At 39.5% G+C, this 22,662-nt stretch carries 28 protein-coding genes; 6 read left to right on the top strand and 22 right to left on the bottom strand.

Going from position 1 to position 22,662, the window contains the following annotated elements; genetic code table 11:
* Window positions 1-37: 37 nt before the first annotated feature.
* Both FJQ98_RS03760 and FJQ98_RS03755 read right to left on the bottom strand, forming a co-directional pair.
* Window positions 38-871, bottom strand: coding sequence for a flagellin N-terminal helical domain-containing protein (locus FJQ98_RS03760; protein WP_053596421.1), 834 nt, complete (start codon window positions 869-871; stop codon window positions 38-40).
* 195 nt (window positions 872-1,066) lie between these two features.
* A complete protein-coding gene (locus tag FJQ98_RS03755) occupies window positions 1,067-1,540 on the bottom strand; it encodes a hypothetical protein (RefSeq protein ID WP_053596422.1) in 474 nt (157 codons plus the stop codon).
* 196 nt (window positions 1,541-1,736) lie between these two features.
* Here FJQ98_RS03755 and FJQ98_RS03750 point away from each other — a divergent pair, with 196 nt between their 5' ends.
* Together FJQ98_RS03750 and FJQ98_RS03745 are read left to right on the top strand one after the other, a co-directional pair.
* Window positions 1,737-3,311 carry a hypothetical protein gene (locus FJQ98_RS03750; protein WP_053596423.1) on the top strand — a complete coding sequence of 525 codons (1,575 nt, stop codon included), beginning with the start codon at window positions 1,737-1,739 and terminating at the stop codon, window positions 3,309-3,311.
* Window positions 3,308-6,070, top strand: a complete 2,763-nt coding sequence (locus tag FJQ98_RS03745; protein ID WP_082340291.1) for a DEAD/DEAH box helicase — start codon at window positions 3,308-3,310, stop codon at window positions 6,068-6,070. The genes FJQ98_RS03750 and FJQ98_RS03745 overlap by 4 nt, the downstream gene beginning before the upstream one ends.
* A gap of 271 nt (window positions 6,071-6,341) precedes the next feature.
* On the opposite strand, the gene FJQ98_RS03740 is transcribed toward FJQ98_RS03745, so the two are convergent.
* The gene (locus FJQ98_RS03740; RefSeq protein ID WP_053596424.1) at window positions 6,342-6,764 is read right to left on the bottom strand and encodes a single-stranded DNA-binding protein; all 423 of its coding nucleotides are present in this window, start codon (window positions 6,762-6,764) and stop codon (window positions 6,342-6,344) included.
* A 321-nt stretch (window positions 6,765-7,085) separates the two neighbouring features.
* On the opposite strand from FJQ98_RS03740, the gene FJQ98_RS03735 reads away from it, so the two are divergent.
* Together FJQ98_RS03735 and FJQ98_RS03730 are read left to right on the top strand one after the other, a co-directional pair.
* The gene (locus FJQ98_RS03735; protein ID WP_053596425.1) at window positions 7,086-7,511 is read left to right on the top strand and encodes a YwpF family protein; all 426 of its coding nucleotides are present in this window, start codon (window positions 7,086-7,088) and stop codon (window positions 7,509-7,511) included.
* A 327-nt stretch (window positions 7,512-7,838) separates the two neighbouring features.
* Window positions 7,839-8,819: a nuclease-related domain-containing protein gene (locus FJQ98_RS03730; RefSeq protein WP_075807317.1), complete on the top strand. Its 981-nt coding sequence runs from the start codon at window positions 7,839-7,841 to the stop codon at window positions 8,817-8,819.
* 44 nt (window positions 8,820-8,863) lie between these two features.
* Here the strand turns inward: FJQ98_RS03730 and FJQ98_RS03725 are convergent, their stop codons facing one another.
* The 10 genes from FJQ98_RS03725 to mreB all read right to left on the bottom strand — a co-directional run bounded on the left by FJQ98_RS03725 (window position 8,864) and on the right by mreB (window position 14,426).
* On the bottom strand, window positions 8,864-9,085 hold the full coding sequence (locus tag FJQ98_RS03725) for a hypothetical protein (protein WP_053596426.1): 222 nt from the start codon (window positions 9,083-9,085) through the stop codon (window positions 8,864-8,866).
* 27 nt (window positions 9,086-9,112) lie between these two features.
* Complete coding sequence (locus FJQ98_RS03720) at window positions 9,113-9,427, bottom strand: hypothetical protein (protein ID WP_143114995.1); 315 nt, start codon at window positions 9,425-9,427, stop codon at window positions 9,113-9,115.
* Complete coding sequence (locus FJQ98_RS03715) at window positions 9,342-9,563, bottom strand: hypothetical protein (RefSeq protein WP_143114998.1); 222 nt, start codon at window positions 9,561-9,563, stop codon at window positions 9,342-9,344. The genes FJQ98_RS03720 and FJQ98_RS03715 overlap by 86 nt, the downstream gene beginning before the upstream one ends.
* Before the next feature lie 135 nt (window positions 9,564-9,698).
* Window positions 9,699-10,115: a hypothetical protein gene (locus FJQ98_RS03710; RefSeq protein ID WP_053596428.1), complete on the bottom strand. Its 417-nt coding sequence runs from the start codon at window positions 10,113-10,115 to the stop codon at window positions 9,699-9,701.
* 108 nt (window positions 10,116-10,223) lie between these two features.
* Window positions 10,224-10,607 carry a hypothetical protein gene (locus FJQ98_RS03705; protein WP_053596429.1) on the bottom strand — a complete coding sequence of 128 codons (384 nt, stop codon included), beginning with the start codon at window positions 10,605-10,607 and terminating at the stop codon, window positions 10,224-10,226.
* 173 nt (window positions 10,608-10,780) lie between these two features.
* Window positions 10,781-11,218, bottom strand: coding sequence for a 3-hydroxyacyl-ACP dehydratase FabZ (gene fabZ, locus FJQ98_RS03700; RefSeq protein WP_053596430.1), 438 nt, complete (start codon window positions 11,216-11,218; stop codon window positions 10,781-10,783).
* Window positions 11,219-11,381: 163 nt separating this feature from the next.
* Complete coding sequence (locus FJQ98_RS03695; protein WP_053596431.1) at window positions 11,382-11,666, bottom strand: DNA-directed RNA polymerase subunit beta; 285 nt, start codon at window positions 11,664-11,666, stop codon at window positions 11,382-11,384.
* Between the two features lie 44 nt (window positions 11,667-11,710).
* Window positions 11,711-12,550 carry a flagellar hook-basal body protein gene (locus FJQ98_RS03690; protein WP_053596432.1) on the bottom strand — a complete coding sequence of 280 codons (840 nt, stop codon included), beginning with the start codon at window positions 12,548-12,550 and terminating at the stop codon, window positions 11,711-11,713.
* A gap of 25 nt (window positions 12,551-12,575) precedes the next feature.
* Complete coding sequence (locus FJQ98_RS03685) at window positions 12,576-13,409, bottom strand: flagellar hook-basal body protein (protein WP_053596433.1); 834 nt, start codon at window positions 13,407-13,409, stop codon at window positions 12,576-12,578.
* Window positions 13,410-13,430: 21 nt separating this feature from the next.
* Window positions 13,431-14,426, bottom strand: coding sequence for a rod shape-determining protein (mreB, locus tag FJQ98_RS03680; protein WP_053596434.1), 996 nt, complete (start codon window positions 14,424-14,426; stop codon window positions 13,431-13,433).
* 263 nt (window positions 14,427-14,689) lie between these two features.
* Between mreB and FJQ98_RS03675 the strand changes: the two genes are divergently transcribed.
* On the top strand, window positions 14,690-14,884 hold the full coding sequence (locus FJQ98_RS03675; RefSeq protein ID WP_143115001.1) for a hypothetical protein: 195 nt from the start codon (window positions 14,690-14,692) through the stop codon (window positions 14,882-14,884).
* 85 nt (window positions 14,885-14,969) lie between these two features.
* Here FJQ98_RS03675 and FJQ98_RS03670 read toward each other — a convergent pair whose 3' ends face one another.
* The 4 genes from FJQ98_RS03670 to FJQ98_RS26635 all read right to left on the bottom strand — a co-directional run bounded on the left by FJQ98_RS03670 (window position 14,970) and on the right by FJQ98_RS26635 (window position 17,022).
* Window positions 14,970-15,230 (bottom strand): sporulation transcriptional regulator SpoIIID, encoded by a 261-nt coding sequence (locus FJQ98_RS03670; protein WP_010858004.1) that lies wholly within the window; start codon window positions 15,228-15,230, stop codon window positions 14,970-14,972.
* A gap of 207 nt (window positions 15,231-15,437) precedes the next feature.
* Window positions 15,438-16,103: a M23 family metallopeptidase gene (locus tag FJQ98_RS03665; protein WP_053596435.1), complete on the bottom strand. Its 666-nt coding sequence runs from the start codon at window positions 16,101-16,103 to the stop codon at window positions 15,438-15,440.
* Window positions 16,104-16,140: 37 nt separating this feature from the next.
* Window positions 16,141-16,395, bottom strand: coding sequence for a hypothetical protein (locus FJQ98_RS26640; RefSeq protein ID WP_246494285.1), 255 nt, complete (start codon window positions 16,393-16,395; stop codon window positions 16,141-16,143).
* A 24-nt stretch (window positions 16,396-16,419) separates the two neighbouring features.
* Entirely contained in the window at window positions 16,420-17,022 is a 603-nt protein-coding gene (locus FJQ98_RS26635; RefSeq protein WP_246494282.1) for a SpoIID/LytB domain-containing protein, read from the bottom strand.
* Between the two features lie 204 nt (window positions 17,023-17,226).
* Here FJQ98_RS26635 and FJQ98_RS03655 point away from each other — a divergent pair, with 204 nt between their 5' ends.
* Window positions 17,227-17,643: a hypothetical protein gene (locus FJQ98_RS03655; protein ID WP_143115004.1), complete on the top strand. Its 417-nt coding sequence runs from the start codon at window positions 17,227-17,229 to the stop codon at window positions 17,641-17,643.
* A gap of 181 nt (window positions 17,644-17,824) precedes the next feature.
* Here the strand turns inward: FJQ98_RS03655 and murA are convergent, their stop codons facing one another.
* From murA to atpG, 5 genes are all read right to left on the bottom strand, one after another.
* Window positions 17,825-19,138 (bottom strand): UDP-N-acetylglucosamine 1-carboxyvinyltransferase, encoded by a 1,314-nt coding sequence (murA, locus tag FJQ98_RS03650; RefSeq protein WP_053596438.1) that lies wholly within the window; start codon window positions 19,136-19,138, stop codon window positions 17,825-17,827.
* Window positions 19,139-19,523: 385 nt separating this feature from the next.
* Window positions 19,524-19,763 carry a DUF1146 family protein gene (locus FJQ98_RS03645; protein WP_053596440.1) on the bottom strand — a complete coding sequence of 80 codons (240 nt, stop codon included), beginning with the start codon at window positions 19,761-19,763 and terminating at the stop codon, window positions 19,524-19,526.
* 99 nt (window positions 19,764-19,862) lie between these two features.
* Entirely contained in the window at window positions 19,863-20,270 is a 408-nt protein-coding gene (locus FJQ98_RS03640; protein ID WP_053596441.1) for a F0F1 ATP synthase subunit epsilon, read from the bottom strand.
* Window positions 20,271-20,294: 24 nt separating this feature from the next.
* Window positions 20,295-21,710 carry a F0F1 ATP synthase subunit beta gene (atpD, locus tag FJQ98_RS03635; protein ID WP_053596442.1) on the bottom strand — a complete coding sequence of 472 codons (1,416 nt, stop codon included), beginning with the start codon at window positions 21,708-21,710 and terminating at the stop codon, window positions 20,295-20,297.
* Window positions 21,711-21,759: 49 nt separating this feature from the next.
* Window positions 21,760-22,617 carry an ATP synthase F1 subunit gamma gene (atpG, locus tag FJQ98_RS03630; RefSeq protein WP_053596443.1) on the bottom strand — a complete coding sequence of 286 codons (858 nt, stop codon included), beginning with the start codon at window positions 22,615-22,617 and terminating at the stop codon, window positions 21,760-21,762.
* Between the last annotated feature and the right edge of the window lie 45 nt (window positions 22,618-22,662).

Here is a 22,662-nt window from a genome sequence, read left to right as displayed (position 1 = left end):
AATAAAAATGATGAATTTCAATAAAAATTGAAATTCATCATTTTTTTCCAAACTCTAATAATTTTAAAATCGATTGTGCCTGCTGCATATGCATTGCCAGTATATATTGACTTGCCTGCATCAAAATTTGTGCCTTCACCATATTCATCATTTCTTTGGCGATATCTGCATCACGAATGCGAGACTCCGCATCTTGTAAGTTTTCCGCCGTGTTTACGTTCGCATTATACGCATGCTCTAGACGATTTTGATAGGCACCTAATCTTGAGCGCTCGTTTGACACACGCTTTAAAGCCTCGTCCATTGTAGAAATGGCTTTATCGGCATCCTCACGAGTTGCAATGGAAGTCGTATCATCCAAGCCAAGTGCTCCAGCTCCCATATCGTTAATGAACAGCTCGATGCTTTGACCTGAGTTGGCACCCACCTGAATTTTAATACCGTTTGTAGCATAATCCCCATCCAGTAATGTCTTTGTATTAAATTCAGTGTCCTTTGAGGTGCGCTGAATTTCCTTTTTCAACTCCTGAAATTCCAAATCGAGCTTCTCCCGATCACTATCTGTTAATGTATCGTTAGCCGCCTCAATTGCAAGCTCGCGCATGCGCTGAATCATTGCATGCGTTTCATTTAAAGCACCCTCAGCTGTTTGAACAAGGGAAATACCATCCTGAATATTTTTCGCTGCCATATTCAGCCCTCGAATTTGCGCACGCATTTTTTCGGAAATTGCGAGTCCCGCTGGATCATCTGCTGCACTATTGATGCGGTAACCTGAAGAAATTCGAAGCATTGCCTTGCTCATTGCACCGTAATGGCTATTCATATTGTTTAAGATCGACATCCCTGTCGCTGACCATTTCCCAAGCATGATTTCACCACCTTTGTTAGTGTTTATATCGGTCTACGTTTAATTCTCTTAAGTATATTTTGGTAATGTATTCTATTTTAGTAGGTTCTATATAGTAATAACTTCTAACCCGTTTTTTTATTTTAAACTTTAGACCTATACAAAAGCACCCGCTTCTCATATATGAAAAGGGTGCTTAAATAAAATACCGTGTATTCAATTTTCGAAACCTCCGAGTTGATGGTTCTTTTGTTGTAGCAGTTCAAAAAATAGTGCTTTATTGTTATCTAATAATGCCTGGTCTATTAAATAATCAATGTTTTTCTGCTCTAATTCTGCAATAAGCTGATCTACTTCGCCAACAGTCACTGAAGAAACAAGCGGTAACTGTGGCTTTGGCGTAGCGCTTTCAAGAATCGGTGCCAGATGCTCATGAACATTTGTAATTAATAATAATTGATATAGTGGTAGTCGGATAAAACGATTCCCTTTTTGGAAAACAAATACCTCAGATAAATTTTCAATTTGCTGTGTATTCAAGTTGATAATCATCTCTTTACCTTCAATGGGAATGAAATGGAAAATCTCATTCTCTTTTAATATAGAGAAATATTGATAAGCAAACACGAGACGCAGTTTATCTCCAGTGATTTTTGTGTAAAATGGCTTCATATATTGAACTTGCATCATCCTTCACCCCTCCTATTTATCTGATTATTCAGATTTTAACACATATTAATTATCTTGTTAACTATCTTCTCCTTGATTTTTTTCTTTCAAATCATTCAGCTTATCATGTCCGTATTTTAATCGTATAATGGAAGGACAGTCTTTTTTATTCATATTTAAGTGCCCACTAGCTATACATTTTGAAAGGAGTGAGGTTATGGCATTGTCTATTGCCCAATTAGCTAAGGAACACCAAGATTTTGTCCTTACCAAATTAAAGGAAGCTGAACAGGCGTTACATCCTTCCTCTACTGAAGACGAAGAGCTAGTGCGTCGTGCTGTTTTTTCAGTACGAAACAAATCAGTTGTCTTTGAACGTTTTAATGGAGCAAGTTCTATATTATATGCAAGCGTACAGGATGTCAGACCTGCTTCTGTAGAAATTGATTTTGCCAAAGAGGAGTTGAACTGTAACTGTCCTCAGCTGAAATGGTGTAGACATCAGGTTGGCGCATTGCTTGCCCTCTATCAGTATTTTGATTCAGTGCAAAATTGGTCAAGTGCTTGGCGTGCGCAAAAATCGGTGCAATTAAAATCATTAGCAGATGAGCGGAGTCCAGAAAGCTGGCAATTGATGGTCAATGAAGTCATGAGACGTTCATTGCCTCCTGGCCGTATTCTGGAGGGTTATGGTCTTTCCGCTGTACGGACTGATGCATTGGAGAGACTTCAACGACATATGCCCTTCGAGCGTGAGTGGCAGCCACTTTATAAGCTTTTTATGGAGCTATCCATCTTTAATACAATATGGCGTCATTTAAATGAAACACAAGGACATTCATTGGATTCTCCTTATATGAAATATTTTATCGATCAAAGTGTTCAATCCTTCGAGAGTATACTGACGGAGCTAACTGGTCGATCACGCCTTTTTGCCACTGACCCATTTTATAATGCGATTCAGGAATTAGTCAGAGAATTTTTATTGGAACGACAAGGATTGTTTGCTAATCGACTACAAATTTATATGCTGCTTTGGGCTGTACTTTTTTATGAGAGGCCGCGACGGGAACAGGAATTAGCACTCATAAACAATCTTGAGAATCCTCCAGCTGAGATTACCTTGGAGTCATTAAAGCTGCTATTTTATGTACTGCTACAAAAAGAGAGTTTATTACAGGAAAGCATTGCACATATTGATGTAAATCATATGCAGGACCTATTTGAACTGGCTACTTTTGCAAAACGTGCTGGAGAATCACTTGCACAGTCAATCATTTTACGTGCGATGCTACCTTTTACTGAAGTCTTTTTACAGCAAACTGTGCCAGTTGTACAACGAGCTCAATACGTACGGCAATTTCAGTTTTTGTACGAAGATATACAGCTTACAGAGGAAGAGGAAACAATTTTATATAGTGCCTTTGGCGTTTATGGGCTTCAACCGTTTTCATTCTTTCTTATTAAAAAAGGACGTTTTCGTGAATGGGCAGCCCTCCATCAGTTAAATCCCTCCTCCCTTTCTTATTTAGAAATGTGTGGATTAAAGGATGTGCTTCAGGTTGCTCCTGCAACGGTATTGCCCTTATATCATCTATATGCCATGGCTGAAATTACACAAAAATCACGCATGAACTATAAGCAGGCTGTACGAATCTGGAAAGGTATGCGCAGTGCAGCAAAACGTGCTGGCAAAACTGCTTATTTTGAAACATATATACAAACAATTCGTGCAGAGTTTAAACGACTTCGTGCATTACAGGAAGAAATTGAGAAAGGAAACTTAGTATGATGACTATAAATGCTCCTTCCCCATTTTCAAAAAAGCTACAGCTTCGTATTGAAACAGTTCAGGAAGGATATTTTACACTACAAGGCTTTACTGCTGATGGTTCAGCAATGGAAGCAGACTCACTCATTTCTTCATTATTCTTTAACTATGAAGCGAATATCTATGGACTATTAACCAATCGTACGGATCATACCGTTGAAGTTTCAAGCGCTGAGTTTCTTGATATTTTTTCACCGCGTCATCTACATCCTTTTATTGGGTGGCAAGGGGTGAACGCAGAAAGTCAGGTATGGCTAGAAAAAGCTTCGGCTTTACAAACGTATTGGCAAGAGCCCTCGCTCTGGTCATACACTAGTATTGCAGATGATTTTTCCTCGCTAACATTCCCTATAGACGGAATAGATACAGCCTTATTAGAAATGGCAGTGCAGCAAAAACTTGCTCAGGCAGGTCTTTTACTGTCTGATTTACCAAAGCTTATGCCATTTTTCTCGCGTGGTGGCTGGCCATTGGAGCAGGAACGACAGACAGGAGCAGTTACTGTCTCCCTACGCTTAAGTGAACCTGAGGAAGATTCAGATGTTTGGCTTTTAGAAACTGTACTTAGTACGGCTACAGCCAAAAACTACTGGACGCCTGCTATTCGAAAGCAGTCTCTACCAATTGTTGAAGCTCTGCCAGTAAAATGGCAAATGTATGCTGATGCTATTGAACAACAACAAGCGCAAATTGTAGATCTTCTTTCTATTGAAGATTTACGTAGCGATATTTTCATCCGTATTATGCTCGAGGATTTGCAAGTACGAACATTTTTACGTGAGGATTTAGCAAGATTACAGGCACTCGGCTTTGACGTTGTACTACCTGCTTGGCTAAAGGATTTAAAACAATCAAAACTTCGTGTTCGTGTAAGTACTGGCAATGTAGCGACAAAGAAGGTTGCTGGGCTAGATGATATTTTAACGTTTAAATGGCAGTTTTCTATGAATGGACAGTCCATTTCACCTGAGCAATTTAAAAAGCTTGTAGATGAGAAACGTGAATTCATTCGTATTGGTACTGAATGGTTTCGAGTCGATGCAAACTGGATGCATGAAATGCGTGAATTGATGCAGCAAGCAGAAGATGAGAGCTGGACCGTTCGTGAATTGCTATTTCGTGAGCTACCAGAGGATTTATCCTTACCTCTTGACGAAGAAGATGCCGATGATGCAATGCGAGATGACCCGATTTTTGCATTCGAATTGCAGCAATCACTTAAATCCTATCTGCAGCAGCTACACGAGAAAAAAGGGCTTCCAACAGTACCGATCCCTACATCTTTGCAAGCTGAATTACGTCCTTATCAGCACGAGGGCTTTGAATGGCTTATCTTCATGCGTGAACAGGGCTTCGGTGCATGTCTTGCTGATGATATGGGCCTTGGTAAAACGGTTCAGCTTATCTCATATTTACTTCATCATTATGAAACAGCTGAGGATACAAAGCCATCCATAATCATTTGTCCTACGTCAGTGCTAGGCAACTGGCAAAAGGAACTGGCTCGTTTTGCTCCTTCCTTAATTGTGCATACGCATTATCAGGCAAATCGAGCAAAGGAAGATGTTTTTAAACAGCTAGTAGAAAGAGAAAAACCACATGTAATTTTATCTACCTATGGCACGGTATCACAGGATGCTGAGTTTTTACAGGAAGTGGAATGGGCAGCAGTTGTACTAGATGAAGCTCAAAATATTAAAAACATGCAAACACTACAGTCAAGGTCAATTCGTAAATTACAGGGAATGCATCATATTGCTTTGACTGGTACACCAGTTGAAAACCGTTTATCGGAACTATGGGCCATTTTTGACTTTATCCATAAGGGCTATTTAGGTAGCTTCGGTCGCTTTAATGAAGAATTTATTTTACCGATAGAACGAGATGAGTCGGAGTCACATAAACAGAAGCTGCGTGCAAAAATTCAACCATTTTTACTTCGTCGCACAAAGCGTGACCCACACTTACAGCTTAACTTACCAGATAAACAAGAGTCTCATGAGTATTGCCCATTAACGGCTGAGCAAGCATCTCTATATGAAGGATATATATTAGAGACGCTCGATCAGCTTGAGCAATTAACAGGCTTTCAAAAAAAGGGACGCGTCTTAAAGATGCTTAGTAAGTTAAAACAATTATGTAATCATCCTGCCTTGTATTTAAAAGAACCTTTCGAGGATGCCGAAACAATGCTAACTCGTTCTACGAAATTAGAAAGTATCGTTCAAATGGCAGCAGAGATCGTGGACAATGGCGAGCAGTGCCTCATCTTTACACAATATATTGGCATGGGGCAATTACTACAGCATTGTTTTAGTGAACTATATAATGTAGATGCACCGTTCTTAACAGGTGCAATGCCTAAGCAGCAGCGTGACCGCTTAGTAGAGGCTTTTCAGGCAGGAGATTTTCCAATATTTATCCTTTCCTTAAAAGCAGGTGGAACAGGGTTAAATTTGACAGCTGCAAATCATGTATTACACGCAGATCGCTGGTGGAATCCAGCCGTTGAAAATCAAGCAACAGACCGTGCATATCGTATTGGGCAAACACAATTTGTGCAAGTGCATAAGTTTGTTACAATCGGTACCATTGAAGAGAAAATCGATAAAATGCTGACGCAGAAATCTGCTTTATCAGAAGAACTAATTCAATCAAGCCAGTGGTTAACTGAGTTAGAAGATCATGAACTTCGTGATTTAATGATGCTCGATTTGTAAAAATTTCTCTATGCGCCAAGAGCAGAAATGTTCTTGGCGCTCTTTTTAGTTTCATGAATTTCAGTGGCGTAATGTTGTTACTTCTTCCCTACTTACTTCATATAATATTTAGTTGTGTCAGAATTGATCATTGCTGTGCGGTCTTCAGCAATGAACAACATTAATAAAGGGTATACATCATTCCTTTCTAAATTAAATTACGGTGCAAGTAATAAAAGGAGAATGGCGGATCAGACAACTTGTCACTTGCTCCGTATGTACGTTTAGAATGCTATACTACTGGTAATTGTACTTCTTCCTCAGGTAGTACAAAATCCTTTAAGCCGTCCTGCTCATCAGGTGGCTTTGGCGGCACAATAGCCTCGTCACTATCCCTTGGCTTAAGCTGATAAAATCGGACATCTTCTACGACTACTTCTGTTATAAAAACCTTTGTGCTTTCTTCATTTAAAAATGACCTTGATTGAATACGGCCATTTGCCCCAACTAATGAGCCTTTTCCGCAATATTTGACGATATGCTCTGCAAGCTTTCCCCATACTGTACAAAGAATAAAGTCAGCATCCACTTCCCCACGACTGTTTTTGAAATTGCGATTTATGGCTAGAGAAAAATGTGTTTGCACGCGATTTCCAGATAAGTGTCGTAATACAGGATCCTTCGTTAACCTTCCGACTAGCCCGACTTGGTTCATTGATTCACCTCCTTTGCTTTTGATTGCTCTCATCTTACAAGAATGAATCCAGCATTGGCAAAAGTCGATTTTTATCATTTCCTTCAGTTTTAAATCATAAATTGGTTATATTGAGATTTTTACTTTTCAATAATTTAATCATTTCTCGAACTGAATGCTTTTGGCTGTAATAGCAAATGCTAATTGTTGAAATATGCATTTTCGCTGTTTTTATCTTTTTGTAGAATTTGCGAACACAAACAGCATTGACCCTATCGTAAACAAGGGCTATTTGAATATGTTATACTAAAAAAGATGACCGACTTAGGAGGATATTACATAATGAAAACATTTAAAATGCTTTCCTTTGACATTGTCACAAAAGATGGCATGCAACCATTTCCTTTAGTCGATGGTATTATTATTAACCAGGAAAACAGCCATCAATCTTGGATTCTCGAACTGTTTATGGACCGACAATATCGTTCAACTTTTGATGAACTTTTAGCGAATGCTACTGTCTTTAATGTACGTGCAGTTATTTCATTTCCAGATAATGAGCCTGCTCCTTTCCAGGTTGTCGTACATACAGTTCAAGAAATTGGCGAGCACATCTCTGTACTTTTAAAAGGGACACTAAAGATAAAACGCTCCAAATATGCCGAGCAATTATTAGCCGAGCTACTAGCTGAGGGCGTTACTTTAGATAAGCTATTAGACCGCTTCTCACATGATATGAAGGAACGACCGAAGCTGAAAAATGATTGAGATTGATTTGGGCAGGGACATAAGTATATTTTCAAAGCAAACTTAAAAAATTTCATATCAGAAAAGCGCGAGAAATCAACGTTTCTAAAATTGATTTCTCGCGCTTTTTAAGATTTTAATCAGTTTTGACCAAGCGCACTGAAAAAGTCGATTTGCCACAAAAAATGTGATGCAAATCGACTTTTTTGAATTTTTAAATCCAACAAAAGACAGATTTATAAAAATGAATTTCTTTAGTTTTTCAGTGCCCTTGTTTCCTCTTTTTTATTGGACAGGTAGAGATTTTAATGTAAAATACGATTTAAAAATTAGAGGAGGAAAAAACACTTGAATATTGCTATTAGGGACAGGCCCTTAAAATTATTGTGGCTTGAGGCTTTAAAAAGGAGGTTGTCAGAAGAGGATCCAGACTTTAGCTATTATCATGAACGATTGCGAAGAGTCGATGCAGGCTTTGCTGGTGAAAGGAAAGTTGATCGTGAATGGCTTGAATTAGTATCCCCCTATACTTTTTTCGTAATGCATAATTTGATTTTAATGAATTCCGCACAGCATTCACATCAACTAGATACACTTTTCATTTGCACTAATTTTATGCTAGTAATTGAGATCAAAAATATCAGCGGACGTCTTGATTTTGACGATATTACTCATCAATGTATTCGTACGAAGCCAGACGGAACAGTTGAAGGATTTCCGAATGCCATTACTCAGACCCTAAGACATTTGCAATTTCTTAAAGTTATTTCTCAAAACTATTCTCTCCCCATTGAGGGTGCAGTCATCATTTCTAATCCCTCTACTATCATTGCAGGTCACCCAAAGACAATTCCGATTTTCCATGTTTCAGGACTTCAAAAACATCTTCATTCCCTTTTCAAAAAATATTCACAAGCTATTTTAAGCGATAAACAGTTAACTCAATTTGTTCAACAACTTCTTAATAGGCATCAGCCATCGAAAACTCCGGCTCCTCTTGATCCTTCACGATTTCGTCAAGGCGTGCTTTGTCCTAATTGCCAATATAAGTCTCAAATGCATTATGCTCGAGGTATTTGGATCTGCTCGCGCTGTCACTATGCAAGCGAAGAAATTTTTGCTGAGGCCTTACAAGATTATCGATACTTAGTTAGATCAACAATTACCAACAAACAGTTACGTGAATTTTTCAATATTCATTCCAGTGATGCTGCAAATCGCATACTTAAAAAATTCCAATTTCCCTTTACAGGATCTTATAAAAATCGTGTTTACCATTTACCTGAAAATTTAGTGGAATATATGAGGCCTTTTTTCCGCTCTTCATGAGGAGTTTCTTTGCTTTTGTGGGTATTCATCCTATGTGTGTGGGGTTACGCTTTCCTTTTGCGGGTATTTCCCTCTTTGCGCGGGTATTTACCTCTCTTCCGCGGGTATTTTCCTCCCTTCCGCGGGTATTTCCACCTTCCGCGGGTATTTCCTTCTCTTCCGCTGGTATTTCCCTCTCTTCCGCGGGTATTTACCTCTCTTCCGCGGGTATTTTCCTCTCTTCTGCGGGTATTTCCCTCTCTTCCGCGGGTATTTCCACCTTCCACGGGTATTTACCTCTCTTCCGCGGGTATTCACCCTCTTCGCGCGGGTATTTCCACCTTCCGCGGGTATTTTCCTCTCTTCCGCGGGTATTTCCACCTTCCGCGGGTATTTACCTCTCTTCCGCGGGTATTTACCTCCCTTCCGCGGGTATTTACCTCTCTTCCGCGGGTATTTTCCTCCCTTCCGCGGGTATTTTCCTCCCTTCCGCGGGTATTTCCACCTTTCTTCCGCGGGTATTTACCTCCCTTCCGCGGGTATTCACCCTCTTCGCGCGGGTATTTCCACCTTCCGCGGGTATTTACCTCTCTTCCGCGGGTATTTACCTCTCTTCCGCGGGTATTCACCTCCCTTCCGCGGATATTTCCCTCTCTTCCGCGGGTATTTTCCTCCCTTCCGCGGGTATTTCCTTCCCTTCCGCGGGTATTCATCCTCCTTCCGCGGGTATTCACCTTCACGCGAGGTTTCGCTTCTCTTCCGCAAGCATGCATTCTCCCTCGCCCGGGGTTACACTTCCCTTACACGCTCGCGCAAGCATTCTCCCTCGCCCAAAGGTTACACCTCCCTTCCGCGATTCAAAAAAGAGTGTTCCCGTTGTTGGAAACACTCTTTTTTATATTATCGTGTAGTCATGTTGTTTTTACGGACATCTACTTTTTCTTCGACAACCTTTTCTTTAATCACGCCGTTAGCATTTGGAACGTTGTTGTAGCCATTTGTACCATTTAAATCAGCGTTTGTTCCTGGTACTGTTGTTGTTCCAGGTACTGTAGTTCCAGTTCCAGTTCTAGGTACTGTAGTTCCTGGTGCTGCGGCTTCTGGAATGACTGTGTTACGGTTGACACCGTTCACGTCACGATTGTAAACGTCATGTCGTCTAGTTGGCTCTACAACGTCTTCTACTTTATCAACACCTCGGCGAACGTCGTGCTTAACATTCTCCACTGGTCTTGTTTCAACCGCTCTGTTTCCCCAGTTACAACCGCCAAGGAATAGAGTAGCAAGAATGATGGCCAAAAATGACATTTTCCACATAGAAAAAACCTCCTTTCATGGGTGCTATGTCATCAAATACAACGTGTGCATTTGTGATCCTACATAGATTGCCCGGGAAAGGAGGGAACTATCCGATTTTTGTACAAACTATTTTTGTTTTTCTTTTAACAACTGTTCAATGTATGCTGCTTCTGCTTTACAGTCGTAGCTATAATTTGTACCTAGCTCTTTTTGCAAGGCCTCGATTGTTTCGATTTGCTTTGCTGTTGGTTCTTCATTTAAAATTTTTGCAATTACTTCATCGATTTTTTGCGCCATTTCTTCATGGAATTCAGTACTCATTAAAACATCTGCTGGGATTTTTTCGATCCATGCGGCATTTTCTTGAAAATAAGTCTGCCAGCTAGCAATAAAGTCTTCCATAGAAAAACGCTCTTCTTTCCAATCAATACTTGCTAAGTATGATTCAAAAGATGTTGAAATCGAACGCGTAATGCTAATTTTAACACCTGAAGACAATTCCTTATACATCTATATAATCCTCCTATGTTTAAAAAAAAAACTAAAATTACATGTATTCAATTCACAATCTCTATATGCCATTGCATTTTATAGAAACAAATAAACTGTTAAAAAGATTAACAGCAAAGATACTATTCGACATAAATTATTTTATATCTTTCTGCCTTTAATTGCAAATTAGCTTATTTTGGTTGCACGGGTCCAATAGCAAATAGAATATCGGCTTCACATACTAGCTCCCCATCGACTGTCGCCACACCGTGACCTTTGCCCATTGCTCCACGTAGTTTCACGAACTCTACTTCTAATCGGAGTTGATCTCCTGGTACTACTTGGCGTTTGAAACGACAATTATCAACACCCGTCAAGAAAGCTAGACGACCTTTGAATTCATCTGCATTTAGTAATGCTACTCCACCAACTTGTGCTAGCGCCTCTACAATTAAAACGCCTGGCATTACTGGATAGCCTGGGAAATGCCCATTAAAAAAGTCTTCGTTGATGGAGACATTTTTTAAACCGACAGCACGCTTCCCTTCTTCTAATTCAACGATACGATCTACAAATAAAAAAGGATAACGATGTGGTAAAATTTCTTGAATTTGTTCTGCTGTTAACATTTCTTTTTCCCCTTAATATCAATTTCGCCTTGGCGTAATTGTAGCTGTCGCTTCGCTTTCGCACAGAAAACATTTGTAGCTGTCGCTTCGCTTTCGCTACAGAAAAAATTTGCTGAATGAAGATAAATAATTATATAAACACAAAGTATGGTAAAGAATAATATTATTCTTTACCATTCATAATATCAAATATATGCCGCCATGTTTCTGGTTTGAATACGTCCATGGCCTTACCTTGTCCAATAACACTGTAGCCAAACATTGCACCTAAAATTGCGGCAACAACAACTAAGACGATAATAAGTACAACGCGTAGCCAAATCGGAATCAGCCGTATTTGCACCCATCGAACCTCTCGTTGCACTCCATTGGAGCCCTGTTCTTTCTCTTCTGGTGGCGTATCGGTTTCTTTTGTTTGCACAGAACGTCGACTTGAATCGTTTGTCATAGATTGTACTCCTCTTCATTCCTTAAACAGTAATAATGGATTTACTATCGAATACCATTAATGAGCCCAAGCATTTGGTCTGCTAAAGTTACCGCTCTTGCATTGAATTGGTAAGAGCGCTGTGTCTGGATTAAATCCGTCATTTCCTTTGAAAGGTCTACATTCGACATTTCGAGCGCACCGCTTTGCAAGCCAATTTGCTGACGATTTGCTCCTCGTAATTCAGTGACAACTTCAGCTTGTGTATAGCCAAGCTGAGCGAGGTTATTTGGCAATCCAACATAGGAGCCAGAAATATGCTCCATTAGCTGTGGCTTTTGAAACTCTGTCACTGCTAAATCAGTACGAATAATATCTCCATTTGGATAGGATGCCTCTAATACGCCCCCATCACGGACCGCGAAACTTTTTACATTATCCGGTAATGTAATAGCTTGTCCATTTGAATCTGCTAATGGATATCCATCTGCAGTTACAACCATTACTGTTCCATTATTTATTGGTGATAAATAAAAGTCACCTTGACGAGTATACACTGTTTTTGTGCCATTTTCACCTTCTGGCATTAAAATATTGAAATATTGCTTGGATTTTGTGAAAGCGAAATCAAGGTCGCGATTTGTTGTTTGTAGGGAGCCTTGCTTTTGATTTGATTGGATTTGTCCAAGCATTGCACCTGAACCATAACGAATGCCAATAGGTGATTGTCGGTCAGCACGGTCTTGCTTATCATTATTGAATTGTTGATAAAGCAGTTCATTGAATGTAGCTTCTTGTGATTTAAAGCCGTGTGTATTGCTATTGGCAATGTTATTACTAATTGTATCTAGTCTATTTTGTAATTGCCCCATTGTGTTTGTGGCAGTAATCATTGTACGTAGCATTGATCAAACGCCTCCTGTTCGCCTATTATACTTTTCCGATTTCATTGACAGCCTTTTCCATGCTGCGATCATAAGCCTGTAACACTTTTTGGTTAGCTTCGAAAGCACGATACGCTGTCATTAAATCTGTCATTGTGCGACTAGAATCTACGTTTGAGCCCTCTAGATAATTTTGACGCAGTGTAAAGGATACGCCATTGGCACCGTAAGCAGTCGGTAAGTTCTCACCGTTTTCTGTACGAATTAAGCCATTATCCTGTTTACGTAGCATGTTCGGATTCGTTGCAAATGATACTCCAACACGTGCTACTTGTTGATTATTAACATAAATTGCCCCGTTCTCATCTAGACGAAAATCATCATTCTGTAGCTGGATGCGTTGACCTCTGTCTGATAGCACATACAGTCCTTCTGGGTTTACTAAGTAGCCTTGACCATCTAATGTAAAATTCCCGTTGCGTGTATATGCCTCGCCACCATCTGGATGTGCTAAACGGAAGAAAATAGATCCAGCAGTGCCGTCTTCATTTTGCGGTAAGTTTCCATCGATCAAAGCCATATCTGTCGTGAAATCAGTGCTATAGATTTGGCCTTGTATGTAATTTGGTAATGTTTCTTGCATATAAATCCCTGTATTTAATGCGCCAACTTGACTCATATATTGAGAGCCTGCTTGCTCCTTAGCAGATGCATTTGTTTTTCCTACACTTGACATGAGCATGTCGGGAAATGAGCGAATTGTTGATTGGTCTGCCTTAAACCCTGGTGTATTCGCATTTGATAAATTATTGGTTAGTAATTCTGTACGTCTTTGTTGTGCAATCATACCAGTTGCAACTGTATAAAACCCTTTAAACAAAGGAATCACCTCATTAAATTTTTATAAGGATGCGGGCACTCGATCAATATTTTCAAGCATAATGCCTGTACCAATTGCTACACAATCCATAGGTTGCTCTGCAATGAACACAGGTACCTTTAATTCTTCGATTAATAGCTGGTCCATACCATGTAGTAATGCACCGCCGCCAGTAATAATTACCCCACGATCAATTATATCAGCTGATAGCTCTGGTGGTGTTTTTTCTAAAACATTTTTTGCAGCTTGGACAATCATTGCAACCGATTCATGTAATGCACGTTCAATTTCCTCAGAGTGAATTGTTATTGTACGTGGTAGACCTGTCACCATATCACGACCACGAATGTCCATTGAATCGTCTCGGCTGCCCTTAAAGACTGTACCAACTGTTATTTTTATCGCTTCAGCAGTACGTTCACCAATTAGCAATTTATATTCTTTTTTAATATATTGCAAAATATCATTATCAAAAATGTCTCCTGCTACCTTAATGGACTCACTTGTTACAATATCACCCATTGATAGGACTGCAACATCTGTTGTTCCGCCGCCAATATCGACTACCATATTGCCGCTAGGTTGGAAGATATCCATGCCTGCACCAATTGCAGCTACTTTTGGTTCTTCTTCTAAGTATACTTTTTTTCCACCTGATTTTTCTGCAGCTTCACGGATAGCTTTTTGCTCAACACTAGTAATGTTCGTTGGACAGCAAATTAAAATACGTGGCTTAGCTAAAAATCCTTTTACATTTAATTTATTGATGAAATGTTTTAGCATGGCTTCTGTCACGTCAAAATCTGCAATGACACCATCTCGTAATGGACGAATTGCAGTTATATTCCCTGGCGTGCGTCCTACCATTTGGCGGGCCTCTTCCCCTACCGCTAATACTTTATTTGTCTTTTTATCAATCGCCACAACAGATGGTTCATTTAGGACGATTCCTTTACCTTTAACGTGTATTAATACGTTCGCAGTTCCTAAGTCAATGCCAATATCTTTCGAAAACATTTTATAATTTCTCCTTCCCGCCAGTTCCAACTACATAACGTTCATTTTATCTGTTTATCTAGAATATTTTATCATATTCTATTGGTAATTTCACCTAATTTTAGTGAATAGAACTTGTTTTCTTTCAATTATATGAACAGTTCTAGAAAAGAAGAAATCGTTTAAACATTTTTTTATATGGTTCATCATCGAAAGCTTGAGATGACATTTTTTAAACATATGTTATATGAATAAGTTGATCTTCGTTTCGACTGGGCGACTCCTTGGGGATTAGCGTCACAGATGAGACCCTGGAGCGAGCAACGCGAGTGAAGCGGCTCATCGAACGCCCCCTGGAAGCTTTGCTCTGTGCGAAAGCGAAGCGTCAGCAACAATGTTTTATCTGTGCGAAAGCGAAGCGTCAGCAACAACAAAGCGCCAAGTCGCAACGGAAATCAATTCTACGTTATGGTGAGTAGCCTTTTAAGATGGCTGTTTTTTTAGAATTCTTAATATGTAGGAAATAATTATCTAACTTGTCCTTTACAATAAAAAAAGAACGAATCATTCTTGACTCGCTCTTTCTTTCCACTTGTTTTTCGTTGCCTCTCCTCCACGAATATGACGTACGGCCTTATGGTAGGCGAGAATTTCCTTCACTTGCTCAGCTAATCCTTCATGAATTGTTGGCAATCGCTCTGTTAAATCCTTGTGCACCGTACTTTTTGAATAACCTGTCATTTTCGCGAGGACACGCACAGTTTCACGCGTCTCAATCAATAATTCACCGAGGCGTATGCAGCGCTTCCGAATGTGCTCGTGCACGTTCTTCGTCCTTTCCACACAATTTCACAAAATGGCTTTTGGCATCAGATGCACGTCTGCGCATTTCTTCACCTTATGTGAGGACAAAGCTATTCAGAACACGTTTTACATTTTCACGATAAAAACTGATTTTTTATGCATTTTTTAGTATTCGTTTCTCTCACTTGAAAGTTATCATTTACTGTCATTGGAGATCTACGAACTTTCTTAAAAGGCTAGTAATTTTTTCGGATTAATATATTTTCCGTTTTCAAGTACTTCAAAATGCAAGTGAACGCCAGCTGATTGGTTCCACTCATTTTCAGTCGCTTTTCCAAGTGCTTGACCTTGTGTTACCTCATCGCCTTCCTTCACAACAATGTCCTTTACAGAGCTATAATGTGTTTGCTTACCATCTGCATGCTCAATGACAATTTTATTGCCTGTAAATGCATCTAGTTTAACTTCTAGTACTTTACCACTCATAGCAGCAAGTACTTCGAATTCTTCACCATTCATAGAAAGAGAAATACCGGAAGATGTCGTAAATGTTTGATTAAATACCATTAGTGCATTTTCACGTGACTCTGCATTCGCCTCTACTTCATAAAACTCTTGTGAAACTTGGACTTTACTATGATCTGCTTCCTTGAATGGGTACTTCATATTTTCTGCGCGTGCATTTGTTTCAACTACAGGACCTGAATCTACTTCTGCTAACTCTGGTAACGGAGCCTCTTCTACTTTTGATACGAGACTATTGTAACCAAATAGCATCCCTGCTAGCATTAAAGCACCACCACCGTAAACAGCTGGCCAAAACCATGGTTTCTTCTGTAATTGACCTTTTTCATTTTGATTTTGAGAAGTTTTACTATTTTTATCCTCTCTCATTTTCATCACCTCTAGTTGCAGTGTGAACAACTAGAAGTTATTTTAAACATGCATCTATCGTTTTTATCTCAATATCTTGATAATAATAGTGTAAAATTTCGGCAGCAGTTTTTCCATCACTTGCCATAGCCTCTGCACCATATTGACTCATTCCTACCCCATGCCCGTATCCTTTCGTGCTAACCTGTACATTTTTAGTAGTAGCATCATATGAAATCTTAAAATCAGTTGATGGTATTTGTAAAAGTGTTCGAATTTCTCTCCCTGACCATACATTCTTACCTAGCTGCATGCGCTCAACACGTCCTGAATCATTTTAAAAAAACTGTACACGGTTGAAATCACTTGTCTGCCATTTAACAGGCCACAATGCATTCCATTCAGCTAATGTCCATTCTTTTATTGCTGAAAACTTTGGTGATGACTGATCAGATATACTAGCAACGCTTTGTAAATATGGTAGATCATTGCCACTATAACCGTAGGCACTTTCTGTTTTACCATTGCTAGTAGAGTGAAACATTGCCGTAATTAATTCATTATTATATAGAAGAACTTGTCCTTTCGTTTCGTTAATGGCCTCGACAATTTTCTTTTCATTCCCCGGGAAATTGCTAGTCCAATTCTCTTTTCTTTGCTCCTTATTGTAAAAAACTTGTCTAGCAACAGTAGGAGCGATAGCTATTTTACCGTAATTTGTCGATTCCAACGCATATGTTCTTGCTGCAATAGCCTGCGCTTTTAATGCCTCTTTTTTAAATGCAACAGGCATTTCAGCAGCTACTACACCTGTCACATAAGTTTCTAAAGGGATTTTCTCCTGTTGTCCCTCCACTTCTATGAATATTTCGCAAGCCTTCTCTGTTGTTGAAGATGAATCCTCAGCGGTACGTCTCTCACTAAACGCCATAGGAAGCATATATAATGCTCCAATCAAACAAATTATGCCTATACTCATTATCCATTTTTTCATAAGGAATAATATGCTAGAGCTCTTCAAAATATGTTTGACGTTGACGAAGGAAGCTTCGGTATGCATAGGAAAACATGATTAGGAGGGCTGTATGAAAATGGCTCATCACCATAACGTGAGGCCGACTGAGCGCTTTCCTAGGGGCGTTCGATGAGCCGCTTATGGCAACAAGTGTTTTTTGTGCGAAAGCGCTGCGGCAGCAACAGATGGCTTTTGGGCGAAAGCGCACCGGCAGCAACAGATATCTTTTGGGCGAAAGCGCACTGCAGCAAAATGGTTTTATCTGTGTGTAGCAACAGCATGATATTGGTCACGAAGGCGTTATCACAGGAAGTGATGTTTTTAGCCTTCGTTCCTCCCCAACTTTTTAGTTTTATCGGAACACTTTTACGTTTTATCGCCCAACTTTTGAATTTTATCGACAAACTTTCGTGTTTTATCACCCAACTTTTGAATTTTATCGACATACGCCTTCCAAAGAGCAAAAAAAGATTCACACATAAAACTGTGTGTGAATCTTTTTACTTTATTGTGTCGCCCAGCCTTCACTCCAATCAACTTATATAAATGGCATACGTTTTAACATAGGGCATCCCCAACTTTTGATGATGAACTCTAAAAAACGCCAAATAGAAACTAACATCCTCTTACATGGTGCCGTTCTTGCCTTTTACGTGGCTGTCGCTTCACTTTCACATAATATGAAGAAAAAACCCTCTGCTTGTAAGCAAAGGGTTTGGAAATCTATTTAGTTTGTTGGTAATTCAACAGTTGTTTTCTCTTTGATGACAATATCCTCAGCTGGTACACGTTCAATATTTGCGCCAAGTGCAGCTAGCTTGCCGTGGAAATCGACGTAACCACGATCTAAGTGATGAAGTTTTGTAACTCTAGTCACACCTTCAGATACAAGACCTGCTAAAATTAGTGCAGCCGCAGCTCGTAAATCAGTCGCCATTACTTCAGCACCCTGAAGGTTTACTGGCCCTTCGATAAACACAGAACGTCCTTCTATTTTAGCACCGGCATTCATACGACGGAACTCCTCAACATGCATAAAACGATTTTCAAAAACCGTTTCCGTAATAATACTCGTACCTTCAGCCGTTAACATCAAGGCCATCATTTGGGATTGCATATCTGTCGGGAAGCCTGGATGTGGCATTGTTTTAATATCGACAGCTTTTAATGTTTTAGAAACACGTATACGGATGCCCTCATCTAGCTCAGTAATTTCTACACCCATTTCACGCATCTTTGCAATTAATGCTGTCATATGCTCAGGAACAGCGTTTACAATCGTTACATCCCCTTTTGTAATTGCTGCTGCAACCATAAATGTGCCAGCTTCAATACGGTCAGGAATAATATGATGTTCTGTTCCATATAATGTATCGACTCCTTCGATACGAATTGTATTCGTACCTGCGCCGATGACACGACCACCCATACTATTAATAAAGTTTGCAAGATCTACAATTTCAGGCTCTTTCGCTGCATTTTCAATCACAGTAGTTCCTTGAGCTAAAGCTGCAGCTGTCATAATATTTTCTGTTGCTCCAACGCTAGGGAAGTCCAAATACACATTTGCACCTTTTAAACGCCCTTCCGCTTTCGCCTCTACATATCCATGACCAAAAGAGATTTTTGCTCCCATAGCCTCAAAGCCCTTTAAATGTAACTCAATTGGACGGGAACCAATTGCACAGCCCCCTGGTAAAGCAACACGAGCATAGCCATTTCGAGCAAGTAAAGAACCCATCACTAAAATAGATGCACGCATTTTACTGACATATTCAAACTGAGCTTCACTAGAAAGTTCTTTTGTTGTATCTATATATACTGTATTATCCTCTGGTATATATGTAACAGCCGCGTTTAGACTTTTAAGTACTTCGTTAATTGTATAAACATCTGCTAAGTTAGGGACTTCTTTAATTACATTTTCTCCTTTAGAGGCAAGTAAAGCCGCCGCCAGGATTGGTAACACTGCATTTTTTGCGCCCTCTACGCGTACTTTTCCCTGTAGTTGTTGGCCGCCAGTCACTATTATTTTTTCCACCCTATGTCCCTCCGAATTCAATCTATTAATCTATCGAATTTTTATTTTAAAAAGAAGTATAATGTCATAATCAGTAAACAAACAACTCTATAGTACAACTTTTCTTACGCTCGTTCAAGTATCCAAATCACTATTTTAAGGCATTTATTGATATTTTGCTATTAATTTATTGTACGCATGATTTTTTTTTTTGTGAATGACCAATAACATGGGAGAAAAGCTATTATTTCTAATACATACCCAAAGAATTATGAACAAAAAACAAAATCTAATGGATTTCTTAAACTTATTTTTACATATTTCAAAGGACCACATAAATTATCTTATAAAGCCCTGTGAAATATGTAAAGTCAATTTCGCACATAAAAAAAGTAATAAGGAGCTACTAAAATAAATACGGAAGCTTCCCTGACCAGCTTGAAATTTGAAGAAAGAAATTTGAAACGGCTGATCCTATCGTTATACTTAATAAAATATAAATTAACTGGATTTGAAAAACCTTATTCTGCTTAAAGATTTTTTCTAGCATAAAAGCTTGTAGCGCGTAAAAAGTAATTGCGATAAAAAATATATGCGATAAAATCCCTATTAAAGCTTCTTGTCCTATCGCCCCATATATTTCCATGTTGGTTCCTCCATAATAATCGTATCGGTCACTTAGACGGTTGCATCTAGGTAATGTTAAAAAACGGACAGATGTTGAATCTGCCCGTTAAAATTTGAATTAGATATTACCCTCATGAACGTTGATACGATTCAACGCACGTTTTAATGCTAGGTCAGCACGTTTGAAATCAATGTTATCTTGTTTACCTTGAAGACGACCTTCAGCACGTTTAACGGCTTCTTTAGCACGTTTAACATCGATGCTTTCAGCAATTTCAGCAGATGGCGCTAAAATTGAGATTTTTTCAGGGCGAACTTCAATGAAACCACCGCTTAAGGCAACAAGTTCAGTTGAACCGTCTTCTTTTTTAAGCTTCACTGCACCAATTGCAAGTGGAGCAACCATAGGAATATGGCCTGCAAGAACACCGATTTCACCTGAAGTTGTCTTTGCGATAACCATTGATACTTCAGAATCGTATACTGGGCCGTCGGGAGTGACAATATTGACTAGAACTGTCTTCATATTTTTTCCTCCTCGTCCCTAGTATTAAACCTCTACGCCCATGCTTTTCGCTTTTTCAACTACTTCATCAATAGAACCAACTAGACGGAAAGCATCTTCTGGTAGGTGATCCCATTTGCCATCAAGGATTTCCTTGAATGAGCGAACAGTTTCTTTAACAGGTACATAAGAACCTTTTTGACCAGTAAATTGTTCCGCAACGTGGAAGTTTTGAGATAAGAAGAATTGAATACGACGAGCACGTTCTACTGTTTGTTTATCATCATCAGATAATTCATCCATACCTAAGATAGCAATGATATCTTGTAATTCACGGTAACGTTGGATTGTACGTTGTACACCAGTAGCGATTGCGTAGTGTTCAGCGCCTACGATTTCTGGTGATAAAGCACGAGAAGTCGAAGCTAATGGGTCAACCGCAGGGTAGATACCCATTTCTGATAATTTACGCTCAAGGTTAGTAGTTGCATCTAAATGGGCGAAAGTTGTAGCCGGAGCCGGGTCAGTATAGTCATCGGCTGGTACATAGATCGCTTGAATAGAAGTTACAGAACCTTTGTTAGTAGATGTGATACGTTCTTGTAATTTACCCATTTCAGTTGCAAGTGTTGGTTGGTAACCTACCGCAGAAGGCATACGACCTAATAGGGCAGAAACCTCAGAACCTGCTTGTGTGAAACGGAAGATATTGTCGATGAATAAAAGTACGTCAGCACCTTGCTCATCACGGAAGTATTCTGCCATTGTAAGACCAGTTAAAGCTACACGCATACGTGCACCTGGTGGTTCGTTCATTTGACCGAATACCATCGCTGTTTGCTTGATAACGCCTGAATCGCTCATCTCGAAGAATAAGTCGTTCCCTTCACGAGTACGCTCACCTACACCAGCGAATACAGAGATACCTGAGTGCTCTTGTGCGATGTTATTGATTAATTCTTGGATTAATACTGTTTTACCTACACCGGCACCACCGAATAGACCGATTTTACCACCTTTGATATATGGTGCTAATAAGTCTACAACTTTGATACCTGTTTCAAGAATTTCAACTGTAGTTGAAAGTTCATCGAAAGATGGTGCTTCGCGGTGAATAGAATCACGACGAACGTCAGCTGGAATCTCTTCACCTAAGTCGATTACTTCTCCAAGTACGTTGAATACACGACCTAAAGTAACTTCACCAACTGGTACTGAGATAGCTTTTCCTGAGTCTGTTACTTCTGCTCCACGTTGTAAGCCATCAGTAGATGACATTGCAATTGTACGAACAGAATCATCACCTAAATGAAGAGCAACTTCTAATGCAAGAATTGTTGGTTCTTCATTAGGACGTTCAATCTTAACTGTTAGTGAGTTATAGATTGCTGGTAATTGGCCATTGTTAAATTTTACGTCAACAACTGGACCCATTACTTGAATAACATGTCCTTTATTCATTACTGTGTATCCTCCTATCGTATTCTTATACGACATTGGGAAGCTGGGCCTATTCTAAGGCTGCAGCTCCACCAACGATTTCTGTAATTTCTTGTGTAATCGCCGCTTGACGCGCACGGTTATATTGCAATGAAAGGTCTGAAATAAGATCAGATGCGTTATCAGTTGCATTTTTCATAGCCGTCATACGAGAAGCATGTTCACTTGCTTTTCCATCTAATAATGCGCCGTAAACTAAGCTTTCCGCGTATTGTGGAAGTAACACTTCAAGAATTGCTTCACCAGATGGCTCGAATTCGTAAGAAGCATTACTGCTAACAGGTGCAAGATCCGTTAATGGAAGAAGTTTTTTCTCTGTCACTTCGCTAGCAATAGCGCTGACAAAGTGATTGTAGTACATATAAAGTTCATCATACGTACCGTCAATGAACATACCAACAGCATTACGAGCGATTTCTTTAATATCAGCAAATGTAGGTTGATCCGGTAGACCGACAACATCGCTGATGACATTATGATCACGTTTCACAAAGTAGTCACGAACAACACGACCTACTGCTAAAATCACGTATTCGTCTTTAGATTTATGACGCTCATCAATTGTACGTTGTACTTGACGAAGGATACTTGAGTTGTAAGCACCTGCAAGACCACGGTCAGAACCAATGACTAAGTAAGCTGTTTTCTTAACAGGACGAGCAGTTAACATTGGGTGTCCACTGTCTTTTGTACCTGAAGCGATCGCGCCTACTACGTCCTGAATTTTTTCCATGTAAGGAACGTACGCTTTAGCGTTTTGCTCTGCACGACGTAACTTTGAAGAAGAAACCATCTGCATCGCTTTCGTAATTTGTTTCGTACTCTTTGTAGAATTAATACGACCTTTTATTTCGCGTAAGTTTACCACTGGTATTTCACCACCTTTTGTTTTTTAATCAAGTGACTAGCTCGA

Origin of the sequence: Lysinibacillus agricola (assembly GCF_016638705.1) — a bacterium.
Classification (GTDB): domain Bacteria; phylum Bacillota; class Bacilli; order Bacillales_A; family Planococcaceae; genus Lysinibacillus; species Lysinibacillus agricola.
The sequence above is the reverse complement of the archived record's forward strand: the minus strand, read 5'-3'. Positions and strand labels throughout refer to the sequence as shown.